Source organism: Rahnella sikkimica, from assembly GCF_002951615.1.
In the GTDB taxonomy this organism is placed as follows: Bacteria; Pseudomonadota; Gammaproteobacteria; order Enterobacterales; family Enterobacteriaceae; genus Rahnella; species Rahnella sikkimica.
On record NZ_CP019062.1, the window covers coordinates 3,554,504 to 3,573,027 of the forward strand.

Annotated in this window: 18 protein-coding genes; 9 read left to right on the plus strand and 9 right to left on the minus strand. The window is 56.1% G+C overall.

Translation table 11 applies throughout. The annotated features are described in order from the left end of the window. The first annotated feature begins 81 nt into the window (after window positions 1–81). Together BV494_RS16405 and BV494_RS16410 are read left to right on the plus strand one after the other, a co-directional pair. Window positions 82–621, plus strand: coding sequence for a hypothetical protein (locus BV494_RS16405; RefSeq protein WP_104923813.1), 540 nt, complete (start codon window positions 82–84; stop codon window positions 619–621). 11 nt (window positions 622–632) lie between these two features. Next, a complete protein-coding gene (locus BV494_RS16410) occupies window positions 633–1,106 on the plus strand; it encodes a GNAT family N-acetyltransferase (protein WP_226789983.1) in 474 nt (157 codons plus the stop codon). Here the strand turns inward: BV494_RS16410 and BV494_RS16415 are convergent. Continuing rightward, window positions 1,103–1,555, minus strand: a complete 453-nt coding sequence (locus tag BV494_RS16415) for a GNAT family N-acetyltransferase (protein WP_104923815.1) — start codon at window positions 1,553–1,555, stop codon at window positions 1,103–1,105. The two genes, BV494_RS16410 and BV494_RS16415, sit on opposite strands and share 4 nt — an antisense overlap. Before the next feature lie 28 nt (window positions 1,556–1,583). Beyond that, window positions 1,584–2,150 carry a helix-turn-helix domain-containing protein gene (locus tag BV494_RS16420; RefSeq protein ID WP_104923816.1) on the minus strand — a complete coding sequence of 189 codons (567 nt, stop codon included), beginning with the start codon at window positions 2,148–2,150 and terminating at the stop codon, window positions 1,584–1,586. A gap of 139 nt (window positions 2,151–2,289) precedes the next feature. On the opposite strand from BV494_RS16420, the gene BV494_RS16425 reads away from it, so the two are divergent. From BV494_RS16425 to BV494_RS16445, 5 genes are all read left to right on the plus strand, one after another. Next, window positions 2,290–3,492, plus strand: a complete 1,203-nt coding sequence (locus tag BV494_RS16425) for a benzoate/H(+) symporter BenE family transporter (RefSeq protein WP_104923817.1) — start codon at window positions 2,290–2,292, stop codon at window positions 3,490–3,492. 133 nt (window positions 3,493–3,625) lie between these two features. Then, on the plus strand, window positions 3,626–4,657 hold the full coding sequence (idnD, locus tag BV494_RS16430) for an L-idonate 5-dehydrogenase (protein ID WP_104923818.1): 1,032 nt from the start codon (window positions 3,626–3,628) through the stop codon (window positions 4,655–4,657). 82 nt (window positions 4,658–4,739) lie between these two features. Further along, window positions 4,740–5,336: a DJ-1/PfpI family protein gene (locus BV494_RS16435; RefSeq protein ID WP_104923819.1), complete on the plus strand. Its 597-nt coding sequence runs from the start codon at window positions 4,740–4,742 to the stop codon at window positions 5,334–5,336. Between the two features lie 119 nt (window positions 5,337–5,455). Continuing rightward, window positions 5,456–6,010, plus strand: coding sequence for an isochorismatase family protein (locus BV494_RS16440; RefSeq protein WP_104923820.1), 555 nt, complete (start codon window positions 5,456–5,458; stop codon window positions 6,008–6,010). 36 nt (window positions 6,011–6,046) lie between these two features. Beyond that, window positions 6,047–6,961 (plus strand): GlxA family transcriptional regulator, encoded by a 915-nt coding sequence (locus BV494_RS16445; protein ID WP_104923821.1) that lies wholly within the window; start codon window positions 6,047–6,049, stop codon window positions 6,959–6,961. Between the two features lie 8 nt (window positions 6,962–6,969). Here BV494_RS16445 and BV494_RS16450 read toward each other — a convergent pair whose 3' ends face one another. Further along, on the minus strand, window positions 6,970–7,965 hold the full coding sequence (locus BV494_RS16450) for an acyltransferase (protein WP_104923822.1): 996 nt from the start codon (window positions 7,963–7,965) through the stop codon (window positions 6,970–6,972). 237 nt (window positions 7,966–8,202) lie between these two features. Here BV494_RS16450 and BV494_RS16455 point away from each other — a divergent pair, with 237 nt between their 5' ends. Then, window positions 8,203–9,441: an MFS transporter gene (locus tag BV494_RS16455; protein ID WP_104923823.1), complete on the plus strand. Its 1,239-nt coding sequence runs from the start codon at window positions 8,203–8,205 to the stop codon at window positions 9,439–9,441. Window positions 9,442–9,569: 128 nt separating this feature from the next. Here BV494_RS16455 and exaC read toward each other — a convergent pair whose 3' ends face one another. The 6 genes from exaC to fdnG form a co-directional block, all read right to left on the minus strand. Beyond that, complete coding sequence (gene exaC, locus BV494_RS16460; protein ID WP_104923824.1) at window positions 9,570–11,108, minus strand: acetaldehyde dehydrogenase ExaC; 1,539 nt, start codon at window positions 11,106–11,108, stop codon at window positions 9,570–9,572. Between the two features lie 100 nt (window positions 11,109–11,208). Then, the gene (locus BV494_RS16465) at window positions 11,209–11,850 is read right to left on the minus strand and encodes a glutathione S-transferase (protein ID WP_104924824.1); all 642 of its coding nucleotides are present in this window, start codon (window positions 11,848–11,850) and stop codon (window positions 11,209–11,211) included. Window positions 11,851–11,945: 95 nt separating this feature from the next. Further along, window positions 11,946–12,872 carry a formate dehydrogenase accessory protein FdhE gene (gene fdhE / locus BV494_RS16470; protein ID WP_104923825.1) on the minus strand — a complete coding sequence of 309 codons (927 nt, stop codon included), beginning with the start codon at window positions 12,870–12,872 and terminating at the stop codon, window positions 11,946–11,948. After that, window positions 12,869–13,522, minus strand: coding sequence for a formate dehydrogenase cytochrome b556 subunit (gene fdoI, locus BV494_RS16475; protein WP_104923826.1), 654 nt, complete (start codon window positions 13,520–13,522; stop codon window positions 12,869–12,871). Before fdoI ends, fdhE begins: the two co-directional genes overlap by 4 nt. Next, the gene (fdxH, locus tag BV494_RS16480) at window positions 13,519–14,433 is read right to left on the minus strand and encodes a formate dehydrogenase subunit beta (protein WP_104923827.1); all 915 of its coding nucleotides are present in this window, start codon (window positions 14,431–14,433) and stop codon (window positions 13,519–13,521) included. The genes fdoI and fdxH overlap by 4 nt, the downstream gene beginning before the upstream one ends. Window positions 14,434–14,445: 12 nt before the next feature. Beyond that, window positions 14,446–17,493, minus strand: coding sequence for a formate dehydrogenase-N subunit alpha (gene fdnG, locus BV494_RS16485; RefSeq protein ID WP_104923828.1), 3,048 nt, complete (start codon window positions 17,491–17,493; stop codon window positions 14,446–14,448). 145 nt (window positions 17,494–17,638) lie between these two features. On the opposite strand from fdnG, the gene fdhD reads away from it, so the two are divergent. Further along, a complete protein-coding gene (fdhD, locus tag BV494_RS16490) occupies window positions 17,639–18,481 on the plus strand; it encodes a formate dehydrogenase accessory sulfurtransferase FdhD (protein ID WP_104923829.1) in 843 nt (280 codons plus the stop codon). Window positions 18,482–18,524 lie beyond the last annotated feature (43 nt).

An 18,524-nucleotide genomic window follows, 5' to 3' on the forward strand; every position in this document is an offset into this window, starting at 1 on the left:
AGATAAACGTTCGCATCCTGCCGGTGTCTCCCTATACTGCTGTTATGTCGGCTGGTTCAGCACCTTGTTTGGGAAACTCCTATGAAGTCATGGCTCTTACCGCTTATGTTGCTTGTTCCGTTGTGCTCGCAGGCGGCGTCTACGCCGAAAGAAATCCAGGCGCGTTTCAGCCAGTTTAAGGTCGGGGACAAAACCATCTGCCTCGATGATGTGACCTACGCCAACAACAACAAAATGAAGGTCATCGAGAATGGCTTCGTGGTGTCGAAGCGTAAAAATGTGCTGATTTACCAGAGCAATACGCTTTTTCTGCTGGGTAACGAGGTCACGGTGAACATCAAAGCCGTGATTGAAAGCAAGATGGGGAAAACGTCATTCTCTAATCAGTTTAAGCAGGCCATGATCCTGGTCGACGGAATGGATGATCCGGCGCGTGCCGGCGAGAAAGCCAAAATCATTCAGTCTTTCGAAGATGTTATTTCCGATAAGCATAATGAAACGCCCTACAGCTCGGTGGCGCTGACCGAAAAAGGCTACATCATCACCCAGGTTGAAAGCCATTCGACCACCATCAGCGAATGTTATGTAACGCCGTATAAAAAGGCGGAAACTGCCAAATAAATCAGAGGGAAATGATGACTGTTTTAGTACCGATGAGCGCTGCATTTTATGAAGAATTTGCAGAACTGCTGGCGAAAGATTATGCCGAAGAGAATGTGACCGCCGGGCTGTGGCTGCCGGACACGGCGCTGGAGCGCGCGCGCAGCGCCACGCAAAACGCGCTGCCACAGGGCGTTGAAACACCGGATCACTATTTGTATGAAATCAGACAGGAAGAACACGGCGAAACCGTGGGATATCTGTGGTTTGCCAATACTGAACGCTACGGCGTGCGCAGCGCTTTCGTGTATGAGCTGACGGTTTACCCGCAATTTCGCCGTCAGGGACATGCCGTCGCGGCGTTCCGGCTGATGGAAGAACGCCTGCGCGAGCTGGGCAGCGTGGCTATCGAACTGAACGTTTTTGCCAGCAATCCGGGCGCGCAGGCACTTTATGCCAGCCTGGGTTATGTCACGACAAAAATGAATATGCGCAAACCGCTTTAGCGGATGTATTTCATAAAGTTAGTCGGTTTACCCACGCGGTCATAGAGCTGGCGCGCGGTGTAATTGGTGGTCTGCGTCATCCAGTACACATTGGCTTTTTCGTTTTTATCGGCGTGTGCGTAGACCACTTCAATCAGTTTTTGCCCGATACCCAGTTTGCGGGCAGACTCATCGACGTACAAATCCTGCAAATACACCACCTGATTCATGTGCCAGCCGTGATCGTGGTTCAGGCAATTCACCAGCCCGACCAACCTCCCCTGATATTCCGCCACATAGCCAAACATGCCGGCATAGTCAGGATCCGACAGCCGCCGGAATGTGAAATCAAACTGCGCCGGATCCAGCGCCGACTGGTAAAAATCCAGATAACCGCGCCATAAATTCTCCCAACCTTCGCGGTCAGCGGGCGTTAATGAACGGATAACAACATCTTGCGACTGGCTCATCGGTCATTCTCCTCGGTAAATGAAATCGCTACGGGCGGGACAGCGGATAATGTATCAGGTCGTGGAAACGCACGGAATGGTCGCTGTTATTGCGGTAAGCGTGCGCGCAATCCGCCGCAAACCGCAGCGCTTCACCGGCGCTGAGCGTGCGCGTGACGCCGTCAACCGTCAGCGTCAGTTCGCCCTCAATCACGATCACATGTTCGATCACGCCCGCTTCGTGCGGCGAAGATTCACTGCATCCGCCGGGTTCGAGATCGATAACAAACATGTCCATTCGCAGCGTCGTATCAAACGGAAAAAGCGGCACGACGCGCATTCCCGAGGTGTCGCTGTTAAACGTGGTCAGCAAACCGTGGCGGTGCAGCGCCGCCGACTGCGCGGGTGGCGTTTCGAGAAATTCGGAGAAAGAGACGTTAAGCCCGCTGGCTATTTTCCACAGCGTCGCCACCGTCGGGCTGGATTCGCCGCGCTCAATCTGGCCGAGCATCGCCTTGCTGACACCGGTTTTTTCTGCCGTCTGGCTGAGGCTCCAGCCCCGTTCGCTGCGCACGGCTTTGAGCTGACTGCCGATGTGGCGGGTGAGTTCCTGCATCCTGACTCCTCTGGCGATCGGATTTTTGACGATCGTAATTGTGCGCTATAACGCACAGTGATATCTTGAGCGCCATGCTGTGCGCTATAACGCACAGCAGCATAACGCCCGCGCCCGGTAACCAGAAGGATTTTTAACAATGCCCTCGCGATTAAGCTTTCATGATTTGACGTTTTCGGCGGTTATCGCCGGATTTGTTGCCGTTCTCGTCGGTTATACCAGCTCAGCGGCGATCATTTTTCAGGCTGCCGAAGCCGCCGGTGCCAGCGTGGCGCAGATTGGTGGCTGGCTGAGTATGCTCGGGCTGGGAATGGGCGTGACGAGCATCGGTTTGTCGCTGTATTACCGCACGCCGGTGGTCACGGCGTGGTCGACGCCGGGCGCCGCACTGCTGGTCACCAGCCTGCACGGCACGACAATCAACGAGGCGATTGGCGTTTTTGTGTTTGCGACCGGGCTGATCCTGCTGTGCGGCGTTACCGGATTATTCGCCAGACTGATGCAATACATTCCGCAGGCGCTTTCGGCCGCCATGTTGGGCGGGATTTTGCTGCGTTTCGGGCTGGATGCTTTTACCTCGCTGCACAGTAATTTCGTGCTGGCGGGTACGATGTGTCTGGTTTATCTGCTGGCGAAACGTGCCATGCCGCGCTACGCCGTGGTGCTCGCCCTCGCCGCCGGGCTGGTGGTGGCCGGATTACAGGGCGATATTTCGCTGCACGGCCAGACCATGACATTCGCCGCACCGGCGTTTGTGATGCCGCACTTTACGTGGTCTTCCATTATCGGCATCGGCATTCCGTTTTTCGTGGTGACCATGGCGTCACAAAACGCGCCGGGCATCGCCACGCTGAAAGCCCACGGCTATCACCTGCCGGTTTCACCGCTGATTTCATGGACGGCGCTGACCGCGTTAGTTTTAGCGCCGTTCGGCGGTTTTACCGTCTGTATCGCCGCCATTACCGCCGCCATCTGCATGGGCGAAGATATTCACCCGGATCCGAAAAAACGCTACATGGCCGCCGTCGCCGCTGGGATTTTCTACCTGATCGCCGGTGTGTTTGGCGGTTCGATCGGCATGGTATTTACCGCGCTGCCTCCCGCGCTCATTCACACCATCGCCGGGCTGGCGCTGCTCGGCACCATCGCCGGGAGTTTATACCGCGCGCTGGAAAATGAACGTCAGCGTGATGCGGCGATTATCACCTTTCTGATCACCGCGTCCGGCGTGACGTTACTCGGCGTGGGTTCGGCGTTCTGGGGCTTAATTGGCGGCGTGATTACGCACCTGATCCTCAGCATTCCTGCGCGTAACAAGGCGCAACCGCCCGCGAAAGGTTGAGTCCGTTCAAGTTATGGGTAACAGGTTTTCGTAACACGAAACAAAGTGACGGCGGTCACATTTTCCGCCGTCCAAACGCTCTTTACTGGGAGCCATCAGGCCAAAAACGCCCCCTTTAAAGAGCGAGAATTTCATGACAATTGCCACTCAATCCTGCGTAGTGACCGGGAAAAAAGACGTCTCGGTGATCGGCCAGACCCTCGACTATACCGGCCAGGGCACGCTGGTGAAGATGACCCGCGGCGGCATCTGCGGCTCTGATTTGCATTACTATGAGCACGGCCAGGTCGGGGATTTCAAAGTCCGCGAAGCGATGGTTCTCGGGCACGAAGTGGTCGGCGTGGTGGAAAAATCGGATAACCCGCGTTTGCAGCCGGGCCAGAAAGTCGCGCTGAACCCCAGCAAGCCGTGCAAAACCTGCAAATATTGCCTTTCCGGTGATGAAAACCAGTGCACCACCATGAAATTCTTCGGCAGCGCGATGTATTTCCCGCACATCAACGGCGCGTTCACGCAGTATAAAATCGTCGACAGCGACCAGTGCATTCCTTACGACCATCAGGTCAGCGACCGGCTGATGGTTTTCGCTGAACCGCTGGCGGTGGCCATTCACGCGGTGAATCAGGCCGGGGATATTCGCGGCAAAACGGTGTTTGTTTCCGGCGTCGGCCCGATTGGCTGCCTGATCGTGCTGGCGGCTAAAGCCAAAGGCGCGGCTGAAATTGTGGTGACTGATCCGAGCGAACGCTGCCGTACGCTGGCGCTGGCGGTCGGTGCCAGCCAGGCGCTCGACGCCGCGCAGGGTGATTTCTCCGCGTATCAGGCCGAAAAGGGCTTTTTCGACGTGTCTTTCGACGCCTCCGGCCACCCTTCTTCTATCCGCCGCTGTCTGGAAGTCACCCGCGCGCGCGGCACGCTGGTGCAGGTTGGCATGGGGCCGGTGGTCAATGAATTCCCGCTGATGATGCTGATTGCGAAAGAAATTAACTGGGTCGGCAGCTTCCGTTTCACCGAAGAATTCAATACAGCGGTGGAATGGCTGGCGAATAAAACCGTTGACCCGATGCCGCTGCTTTCCGCCGAATTCCCGCAACAGGATCTGGTGGAAGCGCTGGAGTTTGCGCTGGATAAATCCAGAGCGTCGAAAGTTCAGCTGGTTTTCTAGTCTGCTGACAGACTCACAATATCAAAACATCGTTTCATTTTATGATGTCCTCTGATTTTCATCCTCAGAGGACATTTGCATTATGGTGAAGGACAACGCGAAAAAGCAGGTCGCCCTGCTGCTGGCGGACGGATTCGAAGAAGGCGAAGCGGTGATCGTGCTCGATATTCTTGAGCGGCTGGAGATTCAGGTAACGACGCTGGCCTGCCAGAAAAGCCTGACGCTGCGCACCTATCATGGCATTCAGATGCAGGCCAATGAATTGCTGAGCGCACAGGGCGAGCGTTGGTATGACGCGGTGGTGATGCCCGGCGGGCCGGAAGGCTCGGTGGCGCTGGCGGCCAGCAAAGACGTCGTCGAATTTGTCCGCCGTCATGACGAAGCCGGAAAGTTGATTTGCCCGCTGTGTTCAGCGGCCGCGCGCGTTCTGGGCGGCAATGGCCTGCTGAAAGGGCGGCGCTATGTCTGTTCCGGCGATTTATACAAGGATGTCAAAGACGGCGTTTACGTGAATCAGTCATTCGTCGAAGACGGCAATTTGCTCAGCGGCAAAGGCTTAGGGCTGGCGTTTGATTTCGCTTTCCAGCTGGCGTATCGCCTGACCGGCGACGCCCAAACCACCAATTTTCAGGCCGATCACATCGATTATCACCACTGGCGGGCTGACCAGAAAATCTGATTATTATCGACGGACGACGCAGGTCGTCCGCTACCATCAGCATCATGTCCGTTTTTGGCATTCTCCCGACAGGTTTTCAGGCGCAGACTGGTTTCACATTCACCAGACGGAGTCCGAAAATGACCCACAGCGCCCTGTTAAATATCGACGTACAACGTTCTTTCGAACAAAAAGACTTCTGGCAGCAGGATGATTTACCGGCTTTCAGCCAGGCATTAATCCGCCTGATCGATGGCTGTCAGACCCGCGACATTCCCGTTATCGACGTGTTTCACGTTAACCCGGACGGCGTGTTTTCGCTCGATTCCGGGCTGGTCACGCCGATGGCTTTTCTCACCCATCAGCCACAACACGTCGTCCATAAGCATGTTCACAATTCCCTGACCGAATCCGGCCTCGACGCGTGGCTGCGCGAACGCGGCATCACGCATCTGATTATCGCCGGAATGCGTACCGAACAATGCTGTGAAACCACGGCGCGCGTGGCGTCTGATCTGGGCTACACGGTGACGTTTGTTACCGAAGCGACGCTGACGTTTCCGATGACCCACGCCAGCGGCGTGACGCTGAGCGCGGCTGACATCAAATTGCGCACTGAGCTGGTGCTGGCCGACCGTTTTGCCACGATTGCGGATGTGGACGGTGCACTGGCGGAACTCGATCACGCTGTGTGAAGATAGGCGCTGTTAATGGCTAACCCACGAGGCGATATGCAGCGAAATGTCTACTTTGTGACGCTCCCCGGCGTGATGTCGCTGGATCTGACCGGTCCGGCGGAAGCATTGCGTATCGCCGGGCAGTTTGACTTGCACTACATCGGCCCGCTGCCGGAAGTCACGATGTCGACCGGGCTGACGGTCAGCCATTTACAGCCGCTGCCAGAAACGTTGCCGGAAGGCAGTATTCTGATCATGCCCGGTGTTGCAGATTCAGCAGATAACTTTGCAACACCTGCCGCACAAACCGCCTGCGACTGGCTACGTCTGCAAAAAAGCGCAATTGAACAGGGGCGTTTAACGCTGGTATGCATCTGCGCAGGCAGCCTTCTGGCGGGAGAGGCCGGGCTGCTCGACGGATATCAGTGCACCACGCATCACGACGTGATCGCCCGTTTACGCCAGCAGGTGCCTGCCGCGCAGGTGAAAGATAACCGGATATTTGTCGAAGACCGTTTCGTGCTGACCAGCGCGGGGATCAGCGCCGGTATTGATCTGGCGCTGCATCTGATCGCCACACATCTCGGTCCGCAGGCCGCACTGGACGTCGCCCGCGAAATGGTGGTCTATTTCCGCCGGGGCGGCGATGACCCGCAACTTTCCCCGTGGCTGCGCTATCGCAATCATCTGCATCCTGCCGTCCATCGCGCGCAAAACCTGATGGCCGCCGAACCAGAATCTCCGTGGCAGGTGGAAGACGTCGCCGCCAGATCCCACATCAGCGGCCGCCACCTGACACGTCTTTTCCGCCAGCATCTGGGCATCAGCGTGCGCGACTACCACGAACAACTGCGCATCGCCGTCGCACAACAACGCATCCAGCAAGGAGCAGGCATTGAGAAAGCCGCCCTCGCCGCCGGATTCTCCTCCGGCAGGCAATTCAGACGGGCACAGGAAAGGTGGCGCTGAGTGGCGGTTTAACTCACCCAATTGTGCCGGTCTATTTTCCCCAGCGCGATTGCCAGTAATAAACCGCCGCCGAGTCCGCAGATAAACAGGTACGCGACATTGAGCAGCGGGAATTGGGGGAAATCGAGATGGCGGCCGCGCAACCCAATGATGATCAGCGCATGAAAGCCGTAGATCGCCAGTGAATGACGGGAGATAAGCGAAAATCCTGGCAGAATGCGTTCGGCGAATGCATTTTTGAACGTAATAAACAGCGTCATCGCCGAGATAAACACCAGCGGGCCGGTGTAGACGTAAAAAGTATCGGCGAAATTCTGGTTAATCAGCATCTGCCGGTAAGTCCCGCCCGCAATCGTCAGCGTACTGATAACAAAAACGGCAGCGGCGGTGAACGTCACGCCGGGTTTTCGGGTATCAAGCTGGCTGATAGCGCGCCCCAGCAGGGCATACAGGACGTAATAAAACGTGTCGCCGCTGATGTACAAATCCAGGGGCAGAAGATGGACTTTCTGCCAGCTGAGCGCCGGAAGCTGCGGGTTCGCCAGAACACCGAGCAAAATCCCGGCGATCAGTAAATATTTCCCGGAGACGGATTTTACGTTGATCAGCGGGGAAAGCAGGTAGACAACCATAATCGCGTAGAAGAACCAAAGGTGATAAAACACCGGCTTTTCGAGAATCAGCCGCAGAGACGGCCAAAAACCAATTTTGGTCATCGTGACGATGTAGAGCAACGAAACAATGCTGTAGAACAACAGGCATAAACTGACGCGCAAAAAATGGCGCTTTTGCGCACTTTTATCACCAAAAAACAGCGCACCGGAAATCATGAAAAACAGCGGCACACAGACGCGGGACGCCGAATTCAGCAGGTTTGCCACCGTCCATTCCGCCGTGTGTATTGCAGGGAAATTCACCACCAGCGACGTACTGGCGTGAATCATCACCACCATCATGCAGGCGAGCGCACGCAGATTATCTATCCAGCTGATTTTTTGGCTCATTATCGGCCACTTCCTTCCCGTTGATGTGCTGTTTGCAGCGTAGTCACCTTTTTGAACGCAAACAAGGCAAAAGTGCCGATCTCAGATTGTGCTTAAGGTAAATCATAAGATTGCACTGCGCTCAAAAAATGGGCAAAATAACGCCCATTACTGCCTCGCTTGCGAATCCCGCCCGGACAGTCTCTTATTTTTTCGCTAAATCTCAACCGATTAGCCTTACGTCTGTGAAATAAAAATATGCATAATTCTCCAAATACTGCGTCCCTTCTGGGGCGGCAGGCGCTTTTGTTCCCTCTGTGTCTGGTGCTGTTCGAGTTTGCGACCTATATCGGCAACGATATGATCCAGCCGGGCATGCTGGCCGTCGTGGCTAATTTTAATGCCGGGGAAGAATGGGTGCCCACCTCAATGACCGCGTATCTCGCGGGCGGAATGTTCCTGCAATGGCTGCTCGGGCCGCTGTCCGACCGGCGCGGGCGTCGTCCGGTGATGCTTGCGGGCGTCAGCTTTTTCATCGTCACCTGTCTGGCGATTCTGTTCGTGCAGAACATCGAACAATTTATGGTGATGCGTTTCCTTCAGGGTATCAGCCTGTGCTTTATCGGTGCCGTCGGGTACGCCGCGATACAGGAATCCTTTGAGGAATCCATCTGCATCAAGATCACGGCCATGATGGCAAACGTGGCGCTAATTGCGCCGCTGCTGGGCCCGCTGGCCGGTGCGGCGCTGATCCACGTTGCGCCGTGGCAACTGATGTTTGTGATTTTCGCCGTGCTGGCAGCGATTTCGCTGTGGGGATTATGGAAATCCATGCCGGAAACCGCCTCGCGCCTTGGCGAGAAGTTTTCCATGCCGAGCCTGTTGCACGATTACAAACTGGTGCTCAAAAACCGCCAGTTCGTGTGTGGCGCACTGGCAATTGGCTTTGCCAGCCTGCCGCTGCTGACGTGGATTGCGCAGTCGCCGGTGATTTTAATCAGCGGCGAAGGGCTTTCGACCTACGATTACGGTCTGTTGCAGGTGCCGATTTTCGGTGCGCTGATTATCGGTAACGTCACGCTGGCACGCCTGACCGGCAAACGGTCGGTGGAATACCTGATCAAATTCGGCGCAGGTCCGATGGTCGTCGGTCTGCTGATTGCCGCCGCCGCGACGCTTTTCTCCGCCCATGCCTATCTGTGGATGACCGCGGGTCTGAGCCTGTACGCTTTCGGGATTGGTGTGGCGAATGCCGGTTTGTACCGCCTGACGCTGTTCTCCAGCGACATGAGTAAAGGCACCGTTTCCGCGGCGATGGGCGTCATCAGCATGATGATTTTCACGTTAGGGATTGAGCTGGCGAAAGTGGCTTACGTCGAAGGCGGTGCGGGAATGTTTAACCTGTTCAATCTTCTGAGCGGCTTGTCGTGGCTGGCGCTGGTGGTCGTTTTCCTGCGCAGCCGTCAGGTCGTATTGCCGCCGAACAGCGTGGTTTAATGTAGTCCTGAGTCGCCTGCTAAACCCCCTCCCAGCCTCCCCCTTTGCAGGGGGAGGAGCCGAAAACCGATCTGCTCCCTCCCCTACGAAGGGGAGGGCTGGGGTGGGGTATTAATGGCAACGCAGAATCAGAACAAGCCCATCGGTTTACTCGAATATGAAACGAGTAAACATTTCGTTTGCTGATAGTGATCCAACATCATCTTATGGGTTTCACGCCCGAGTCCGGATTGTTTGTAGCCGCCGAACGCCGCGTGTGCCGGATAGGCGTGGTAGCAGTTGGTCCAGACGCGACCGGCCTGAATGTTGCGCCCCATGTGATACGCCACGTTGCCGTCGCGGCTCCAGACGCCCGCCCCCAGACCGTACGCCGTGTCGTTGGCGATTTGCAGCGCGTCATCCATATCTTTAAACGTGGTCACCGCCAGCACCGGCCCGAAAATTTCTTCCTGGAACACGCGCATGTTGTTTTTACCCAGCAAAATGGTCGGTTGCAGGTAATAACCCTCGTTCAGCGAGCCTTCGAGTCTTTTCTTCGCGCCCCCGGTCAGCACTTCCGCGCCCTCTTTCTTACCGATTTCGATGTAATCCAGAATGGTTTTCATCTGTCCGGCAGAAACCTGCGCGCCCATCTGGGTTTCCATATCCAGCGGGTTACCGGTTTTGATGGCTTCCACGCGTTTAATCGCGCGTTCCATAAAGCGTTCGTAGATGGATTCCTGCACCAGCGCGCGGCTCGGGCAGGTACAGACTTCACCCTGATTGAACGCAAACAGCGCGAAACCTTCCAGCGCTTTGTCAAAGAATTCGTCTTCTTTGTCCATCACGTCGGCGAAGAAAATGTTCGGGGATTTTCCGCCCAATTCCAGCGTGGCCGGGATCAGGTTTTGTGCCGCGTAACCGGCGATTTGCTGGCCGACTTCGGTCGAACCGGTGAACGCAACTTTGGCGATACGTTTGGACGTCGCCAGATACTCGCCGATTTCACTGCCTGAACCGTTTACCACGTTGATCACGCCCGCAGGCAGAATGTCCTGCACCAATTCCATCAGCAACAGCACGGAAAGCGGCGTCAGTTTGGCCGGTTTGAGCACGATGCAGTTACCGGCAGCCAGCGCCGGTGCCATTTTCCAGCACGCCATCAGCAGCGGGAAATTCCACGGAATGATTTGCGCCACAACACCCAGCGGTTCGTGGAAATGATAGGCGACAGTTTCGCTGTCGATTTCACTGATCCCGCCTTCCTGCGCACGCACGCAGGACGCGAAATAACGGAAATGGTCGATGGCTAACGGAACGTCCGCACCGCTGGTTTCGCGGATCGGTTTGCCGTTGTCCCAGGTTTCAGCATTGGCCAGCAACTCAATATTGGCTTCCATCCGGTCGGCAACTTTCAGCAGTAAATTCGCCCGCTGCTGCACCGGCATTTTGCCCCAGTCACCTTTGGCTTTGTGCGCGGCGTCCAGCGCCAGCTCAATATCATCGGCACTGGAACTGGCGACTTTGCACAGCACTTCGCCGGTCACCGGCGTCAGATTGTCGTAATACTCTTTTTTCACCGGCGCGACCCATTCGCCGCCAATAAAGTTGTCGTACTGTTTTTTGAGTTTGAGCGGGAAACCGTATTCTTCCGGTTTTACGGCATGAGGATTTTTATCATAAGCCATGATGGGACTCCTTTATGCAGCAGTTGTAGCAGAGCGCTGCATAAAGTCTAGGCAGTGAAAAGTTAACCGGCCGGATGTAAAGAGAACTCTTCGAGCCGCCTCACACCTTTTTTGTCGCAAGACCCGCGTTACCGCTTCCGGGTGGCGTCGTGCGCGCAAAACTCTCGCGAAGGAACAGGCGTTCAACCAGTTTGATCAGCGCCGGACGCTCAACACACCAGCCCGGCGCAATGCGGCGAAAGTTGATATAACCGAGCGAACAGGCGGTGGCAATATCAGCGACGTTGAGTTGGTCAGAATTGAGCAGCGTGCGGTTTTCGGCGTGTTTTTCCAGTGCGTCCAGCCCGCGCAAAAGTTTTTCGCGCTGACGTAAAACCCAGGCTTCGTTGCGTTTATCAGCTTCACGGCGGTTTTCCAGCACCAGCGCCACGGCGGCGTCCGTGACGCCATCGGCCAGCGCTTCGATCTGCTTGACCCGCAACGCTTCCAGCGGCTGCCAGGGCAAAAAAGTCGGCGCGACGTTCATCAGCTCGATGTACTGCACGATGATAGGGGAATCGTAAAACACTTCGCCGTCGTCAGTGACCAGCGCGGGGACTTTGCCGAGAGGATTAAATTGGGTGATTTTGCAGCCCGGTTCATGCGGCACATCGTTAATGAAATCGAACGGGAGACCTTTTTCCAGCAGCATCACCGAGATTTTGCGCACATACGGGCTGGTATAACTGCCGATCAGTTTCATCAGAGCCTCCACGTTTTTCACCGGAACCTCTGTTAAAGCTAGCAGCCACGGCACGCTTTACCAGTAAAGACGCGGCGGGCTGCCAGCTTTGCGCATCATCCGGCGGGGAACAGGAAGGGGTTCACGCCGCTGCCAATAAAGCCTTTGTCTTCCATGCGGTCGTCAAGCAACAGCGTGGCGAGATCGTCGGCAACGGCATCGGCCTGCGGATCTTTATCCTGATAAATCACTTTGAGATACGCGCCGCAATCATCACAGGCTTCGGCTTTGATCGTGGCCTGCTCAGCATTGTCGGAACCTTCGCTTAAAGACCAGTAGTGAAGATTGCCCATTTCGTCACAGTTGCTGCATTTGGCGCGCACGACGTGCCATTCGCTTTCGCACAGATTGCAGTGCAGATAGCGCAGACCGTTATTGGCACCCAACGCAATCACGGCTGAAACCGGAATACTGCCGCACACCGGGCAGAACTGGCGGCTTTCGCCGTAATCCGCGCGGCCAACGCCACGAAGCTGCCCGGCCATCTGCGCCCAGTACAGCGACAGCGCCGCCCAGATAAACGGCGCTTTGTCAGCCGGAACGTGTGCGAAATCCTGATTCAGCAACTGCGTTGCCATCATTTCCCGCTGAAGACTCGGGGAATGTTCGAGGCGTTCCAGCACCTGACCGACCGTGTCATCGGCACCCGGTTTAAGCTCTGCAATCAGTGCATCCAGCAGAACCAGCCAGTGCGGCGTTCGCGGAAACAGGCTGCAATCGAGCGGCGGTTTACCGGCCGCTTTTTGCAGCGCTTCGCTGAGGTCGATATCCAGCGGAAACGCCGCCAGAACGCGCTGCTGCGCGTCGCAAATCGCCGCGGCAAAATTCAGATACCCGTCCAGCGGGCTGTCTTCTGCCAGTTTCCGCAAACGGTCGGCGCGGCGCGGGTAAAGGGTTTTCAAGTTGGCGAACAATACCGGCGGGATATTTCCCGCCGTTTTGCCGTCAGCCAGTTCGTCCTGTGGAACAATCTGTATGCTCATCCGGCTTTCCTTTCATCCTTGTCTTTTTTCAGTTCTTCAGCACGGACCTGACGATACCAGCGGGGATGATGGTATTTCGCCCATGACGCCGGAACTTTGCCTTCCGTCATGGCCGTGATGGAGCCTCTCGCCCAGGTCGCTGCGTACACATGCATGATAATCACCAGAATCAGCCCGATACCGGCCAGCGAATGCACCAGAAGTGCCAGTCGGATCAGCGGGATCGGGAAGTAACCGGCAAACCACGGACGCCAGATAATGACGCCGCTCGCCATCAGCAGAACCAGACAGCTGATGGCCGCCCAGAATACGCACTTCTGCCCGAAGTTATAGCGACCGGTGTCGCCGACTTCATGATTGGTCAGCACTTTGTGGATATTTTTCGCCCACACGATGTCATCTTTTTCCGGCAGATTGTGCTTCCAGTAACGGAAGAACATCCCGAGGAACGAAACGAACATCACCACGCCGAAGAACGGATGCAGGATGCGCGCCAGTTGCGGCGTGCCGTAAACATTCATCAGCCAGTTAAATGACGGGAAGAAGAAGCCGATACCGCTGAGCGCCAGCGTCACAAAACAAAAAGCAACGATCCAGTGATTGAGGCGTTCCACCAGATTATAGCGCTGGATTAACTTCTCTTTTTTCATGAGCGTGTCTCCTCATCATTCTGTTTTTCTTCGTCTTTCTCATCCACAGGCTCTTCTTTGACGTAGTTGGGTCCTACGCCGAGGAAGTGGAAGGCCGCCGCTGCGAAAGTCACCGCAAAACCGACGGCCGCCAGCGGTTTCCAGATACCTTTCCAGAGCGTCACTGCCGCGCTGATGGCCGGGTCTTTTGGCAGGCCGTGGTACAGCTCCGGTTTATCGTTGTGATGCAGTACGTACATGACGTGCGTGCCGCCGACGCCCTGCGGATCGTACAAACCGGCCTGTTCAAAGCCGCGCCCTTTCAGTTCGCTGACGCGTTCTGCCGCCAGATCCTGCATTTCCGTTTTGGTGCCAAAATGAATCGCGCCGGTCGGGCAGGTTTTCACGCAGGCAGGTTCCTGTCCGACGCTCACGCGGTCAATGCACAACGTGCATTTGTACGCGCGGTTATCCTGCGGGTTAATGCGCGGGATGTTGAACGGGCAGCCGGCGATGCAGTAACCGCAGCCGATGCAATGTTCCGACTGAAAATCGACGATGCCGTTGGCGTACTGAAGGATTGCGCCTTCCGCCGGGCAGGCTTTCAGGCAGCCCGGATCGGCGCAGTGCATACAGCCGTCTTTGCGGATCAGCCATTCCAGCTTGCCGTTTTCTTCCACTTCCGAGAAACGCATCACCGTCCAGGATTTCGCGCTGAGATCCATCGGGTTGTCGTAAACGCCAGTGTTCACGCCGACTTCATCGCGCAGGTCGTTCCATTCAGAACAGGCGACCTGACAGCCTTTGCAGCCGATGCAGGTGGTGACGTCGATAAGCTTCGCCACTTCCTGCTGATGATCGCGGGCACGCGGCGCTGGCGTGAACCCGTTGGTTGCGGACTTACGAAGTATGTCCTGAGATTGCATTGCCATAATTCGCCTCCGTTAAACCTTTTCCACGTTAACCAGGAACGCCTTGAACTCCGGCGTTTGCGAGTTAGCGTCGCCGACTGATGGCGTCAGCGTATTGGCTAAATAACCCTTACGCGTCGCACCTTCAAAGCCCCAGTGACACGGGATACCGATGGTATCGACATGTTTGCCGTCGATGGTCAGCGGGCGGATACGCTTGGTCACTACGGCTTTCGCCACGATGAAACCGCGCTTCGAAGACACCCTGACCTCATCGCCCTGTGCGATATTTTTCGAGGCCGCCAGACTTTCGCCGATCTCGATAAATTGCTCAGGCTGCGCGATGGCGTTCAGCAAGGCGTGCTTGGTCCAGTGGCGGAAAAGTTCGGTGATCGAATACGTGGTCGCGACGTACGGGAAGTCTTTGGCGGTACCCATATTCGGTAAATCGCTGGCAAAAATGCGGGCGACCGGATTGGAAATCACGTTTGGATGCAACGGGTTGGTGCCAATCGGCGATTCGATCGGTTCGTAATGCTCCGGGAACGGGCCATCGGCCATTTTGTCGGTCGCAAACAAACGCCCGACGCCTTCCTGTTGCATGATAAACGGCCCGACGCCGGTGCCCGGTGCAGCGTTGCTGTAATCCGGGACATCAAAACCGGTCCATTTCGCGCCATCCCAGCGGATGATTTCACGTTTTGGATCCCACGGCTGGCCCTGCGGGTCAACGGAGGCACGGTTATACAGAATGCGGCGATTCAGCGGCCAGCTCCATGCCCAGCCGGAGGTGCAGCCCAGACCGGACGGATCGGCGTTATCGCGACGCGCCATCTGGTTACCGGCTTCGGTCCAGCTACCGGCGTAAATCCAGCAGAAACTGGCGGTCGAGCCGTCATTTTTCAGGTGTGCAAAGGTGGAGATCTGCTGACCTTTTTTCGCCAGAATATTGCCCTGATCGTCGTGAATATCCGCCAGCGCTTTGCCGTTGGCTTCGCGGGCGATTTCTTCCGGCAGCGGGTCGAGCGGATCCTGATAATCCCACGCCATGTTCATCACCGGCAGCGGGTTCGCCCCGCCTTCTTTCTGGTACAGCTCGCGCAGTTTCATGAACAGACGCGCAATGATTTTGCCGTCGTGCAGCGCTTCACCCGGTGGCTCAGACGCCTGGAAGTGCCATTGCAGCCAGCGGCCGGAGTTCACGATTGAGCCATTTTCTTCCGCAAAACAGGAAGACGGCAGGCGGAACACTTCGGTCTGAATATCGGCGGTTTGCACGTCGTTCATCGCGCCGTGGTTCTGCCAGAAGTTCGAAGACTCGGTCACCAGCGGGTCGATCACCACCATGTATTTCAGTTTGGAGAGCGCGCGCGAAGATTTGTTTTTGTCCGGGAATGCCGCCAGCGGGTTGAAGCCCTGCACGATATAGCCGTTGAGTTTGCCCTGAGTCATCAGCTCGGCCTGTTGCAGCACGTCGTAGCTTTTGTCCCATTTCGGCAACCAGTCATAACCCCAGTCGTTGTCCGCTGTGGCGTGTTCACCCCAGAAACTTTTCATCATGCTGACGAAGAAGTTCGGCGTGTTTTTCCAGAAGTTAACCTGATTTTCGACCAGCGTTCCCGGCGTAATTTGCTTCAGGTAATCGGTGATAGTGGTTTGTTTCTCAGACGGCAGCGGCATGTAGCCCGGCAGATTGAGCGACAGTAAACCGAGATCGGTATAACCCTGAATATTCGAGTGCCCGCGCAGCGCATTGACGCCGCCGCCAGGCATACCGATATTGCCGAGCAGCAACTGAATCATCGCCGCACAGCGGATGATTTGCGCGCCGCCGGTGTGGTGCGTCCAGCCCAGCGCATACAGGATGGTGGAGGTTTTATCACGCGCGCAGGTTTCCGCCAGAATCGAGCTAATCAGCAGGAAATCTTCTTTCGACGTCCCGCAAAGGCGTTCGACCAGTTCCGGCGTATAGCGGGAAACGTGCTCTTTCAGCAGATTCCAGACACAGCGCGGGTCTTGTAACGTTTTGTCCTGTTTCGCTATGCCATTTTCATCAAGCTGATAATGCCAGCTGTCTTTGTTGTAGGCTTTTTTTGTCGCATCGAAACCGCTGAACAGACCGTCGTTGAAGGCATAATCTTCGCGCACCAGCAGGCTGGCGTTGGTGTATTCCCTGACGTATTCGGTCTGGATTTTATTATGCGTCATCAGGTAGTTGATCATGCCGAGCAGGAAGGCGGTGTCGGAACCGGCGCGGATAGGCGCGTAAATATCGGCTACAGCGGCACTGCGGTTAAAGCGTGGATCGACAACAATGACTTTGGCGTTATTTTTGGTTTTGGCTTCAATGACCCATTTGAATCCGACCGGATGGGCTTCTGCCGCGTTACCGCCCATAATCAAAATGACGTTGGCGTTTTTGATATCCACCCAGTTGTTGGTCATCGCGCCGCGACCGAAACTCGGCGCTAAGGCGGCAACGGTCGGCCCGTGGCAGAGGCGCGCCTGACAGTCGATGGCGACCATGCCCATCGCACGCGTGAATTTCTGATCCAGCAGGCCAGTTTCGTTACTCGCCGCAGACGAGCAAAGCATTCCGGTGGTCAGCCAGCGGTTGACCGTCACGTTGTTCTCATTTTTCTCAACGAAGTTGGCGTCGCGGTCATCCTTCATCAGGCGGGCAATACGGGAAATCGCCTCGTCCCAGGTGATGCGCTGCCATTTATCTGAGCCCGGCGCACGGTATTCCGGGTATCTCAGACGGCCTTCGCTGTGAATATAATCCAGCACACCGGCCCCTTTCGGGCACAGCGAGCCACGACTGACCGGGTGATCGGCGTCACCCTCAACGTGGAAGATATTCTCGGTGACATTTTTCGCACCGTCGCCCTGACTGTAAATCAGCATTCCGCAGCCGACTGAACAATAGGTGCAGTTGTTGCGGGTTTCACGCGAACGGAGCAGTTTGTATTGGCGGGTTTCCGCCAGCGCCAGCGTCGGGGCGAACCCTAATAACGCGGCGGTTGTACCGGCCATTCCGCCCGCACAGATTTTGAATAATTGTCTTCTGCTGACCTGCATGAAAGACTCCTTCCCATCATTTGTTAACACATTGCTTTTCAAATTGGCGCTTTCCCCGTCAGACGCGGAAGCGGTAAAATTAAGGTTCAGTACCCATATTTTTTGTACGGCTTATGTAGCCGGATTGTTTATAAGGTTATTGCCAATGGATGTCCATCAAGTAAACGAACTGGGCGAAAAAGATGACAAAAAAGTGACTCAGATCATCGGAGCACGCCAAAAAACGGTGATGCAGCGCGCACATCTGGACGCGCCGGAAGAGGACTGGATTGCTGAAGAAGTGCCCGTCGCGCTGGTCTACAACGGGATTTCGCATGTAGTGATGATGGCGTCGCCAAAAGACTTCGACGCCTTCGCGCTGGGCTTTTCGCTCTCGGAAGGGATTATCGAATCGGCCAGCGACATTTACGGAATGGACGTCTCGCAAAACTGTAACGGAATCGAAGTTAACATTGAGTTATCGAGCCGCCGCTTTGCCGGGCTGAAAGAACGCCGCCGCGCGATGGCGGGACGGACCGGTTGCGGCGTCTGTGGCATCGAGCAACTTGGCGATCTGTTTCGCCCGCTCGTGCCGCTGCCGTTTACCCAAACCTTCGATCTGGCGAATCTGGACGCCGCGCTGCATCAGCTGAAATCCGTTCAGACCATCGGCCAGCTGACCGGCTGCACGCACGCCGCCGCGTGGATCACGCCGGAAGGCACGCTGTCGGGTGGCTGCGAAGACGTCGGCCGCCACGTCGCGCTGGATAAAATGCTCGGCCTGCGCGCCCGACAAAACGGCTGGAACGCCGGTGCCGCGCTGGTTTCAAGCCGCGCCAGTTATGAAATGGTGCAGAAAGCCGCGATGTGCGGCGTTGAGATCTTATTCGCTGTCTCCGCCGCCACCACGCTTGCGGTAGACGTCGCAGAAAAATGTAACCTGACGCTGGTCGGTTTCAGCAAACCCGGCCGGGCAACGGTGTATACGCATCCTCAGCGGTTAAGGTAAACTCAGCGCAGAATTTGAACAGTTCCCCTCAACAATAATTATA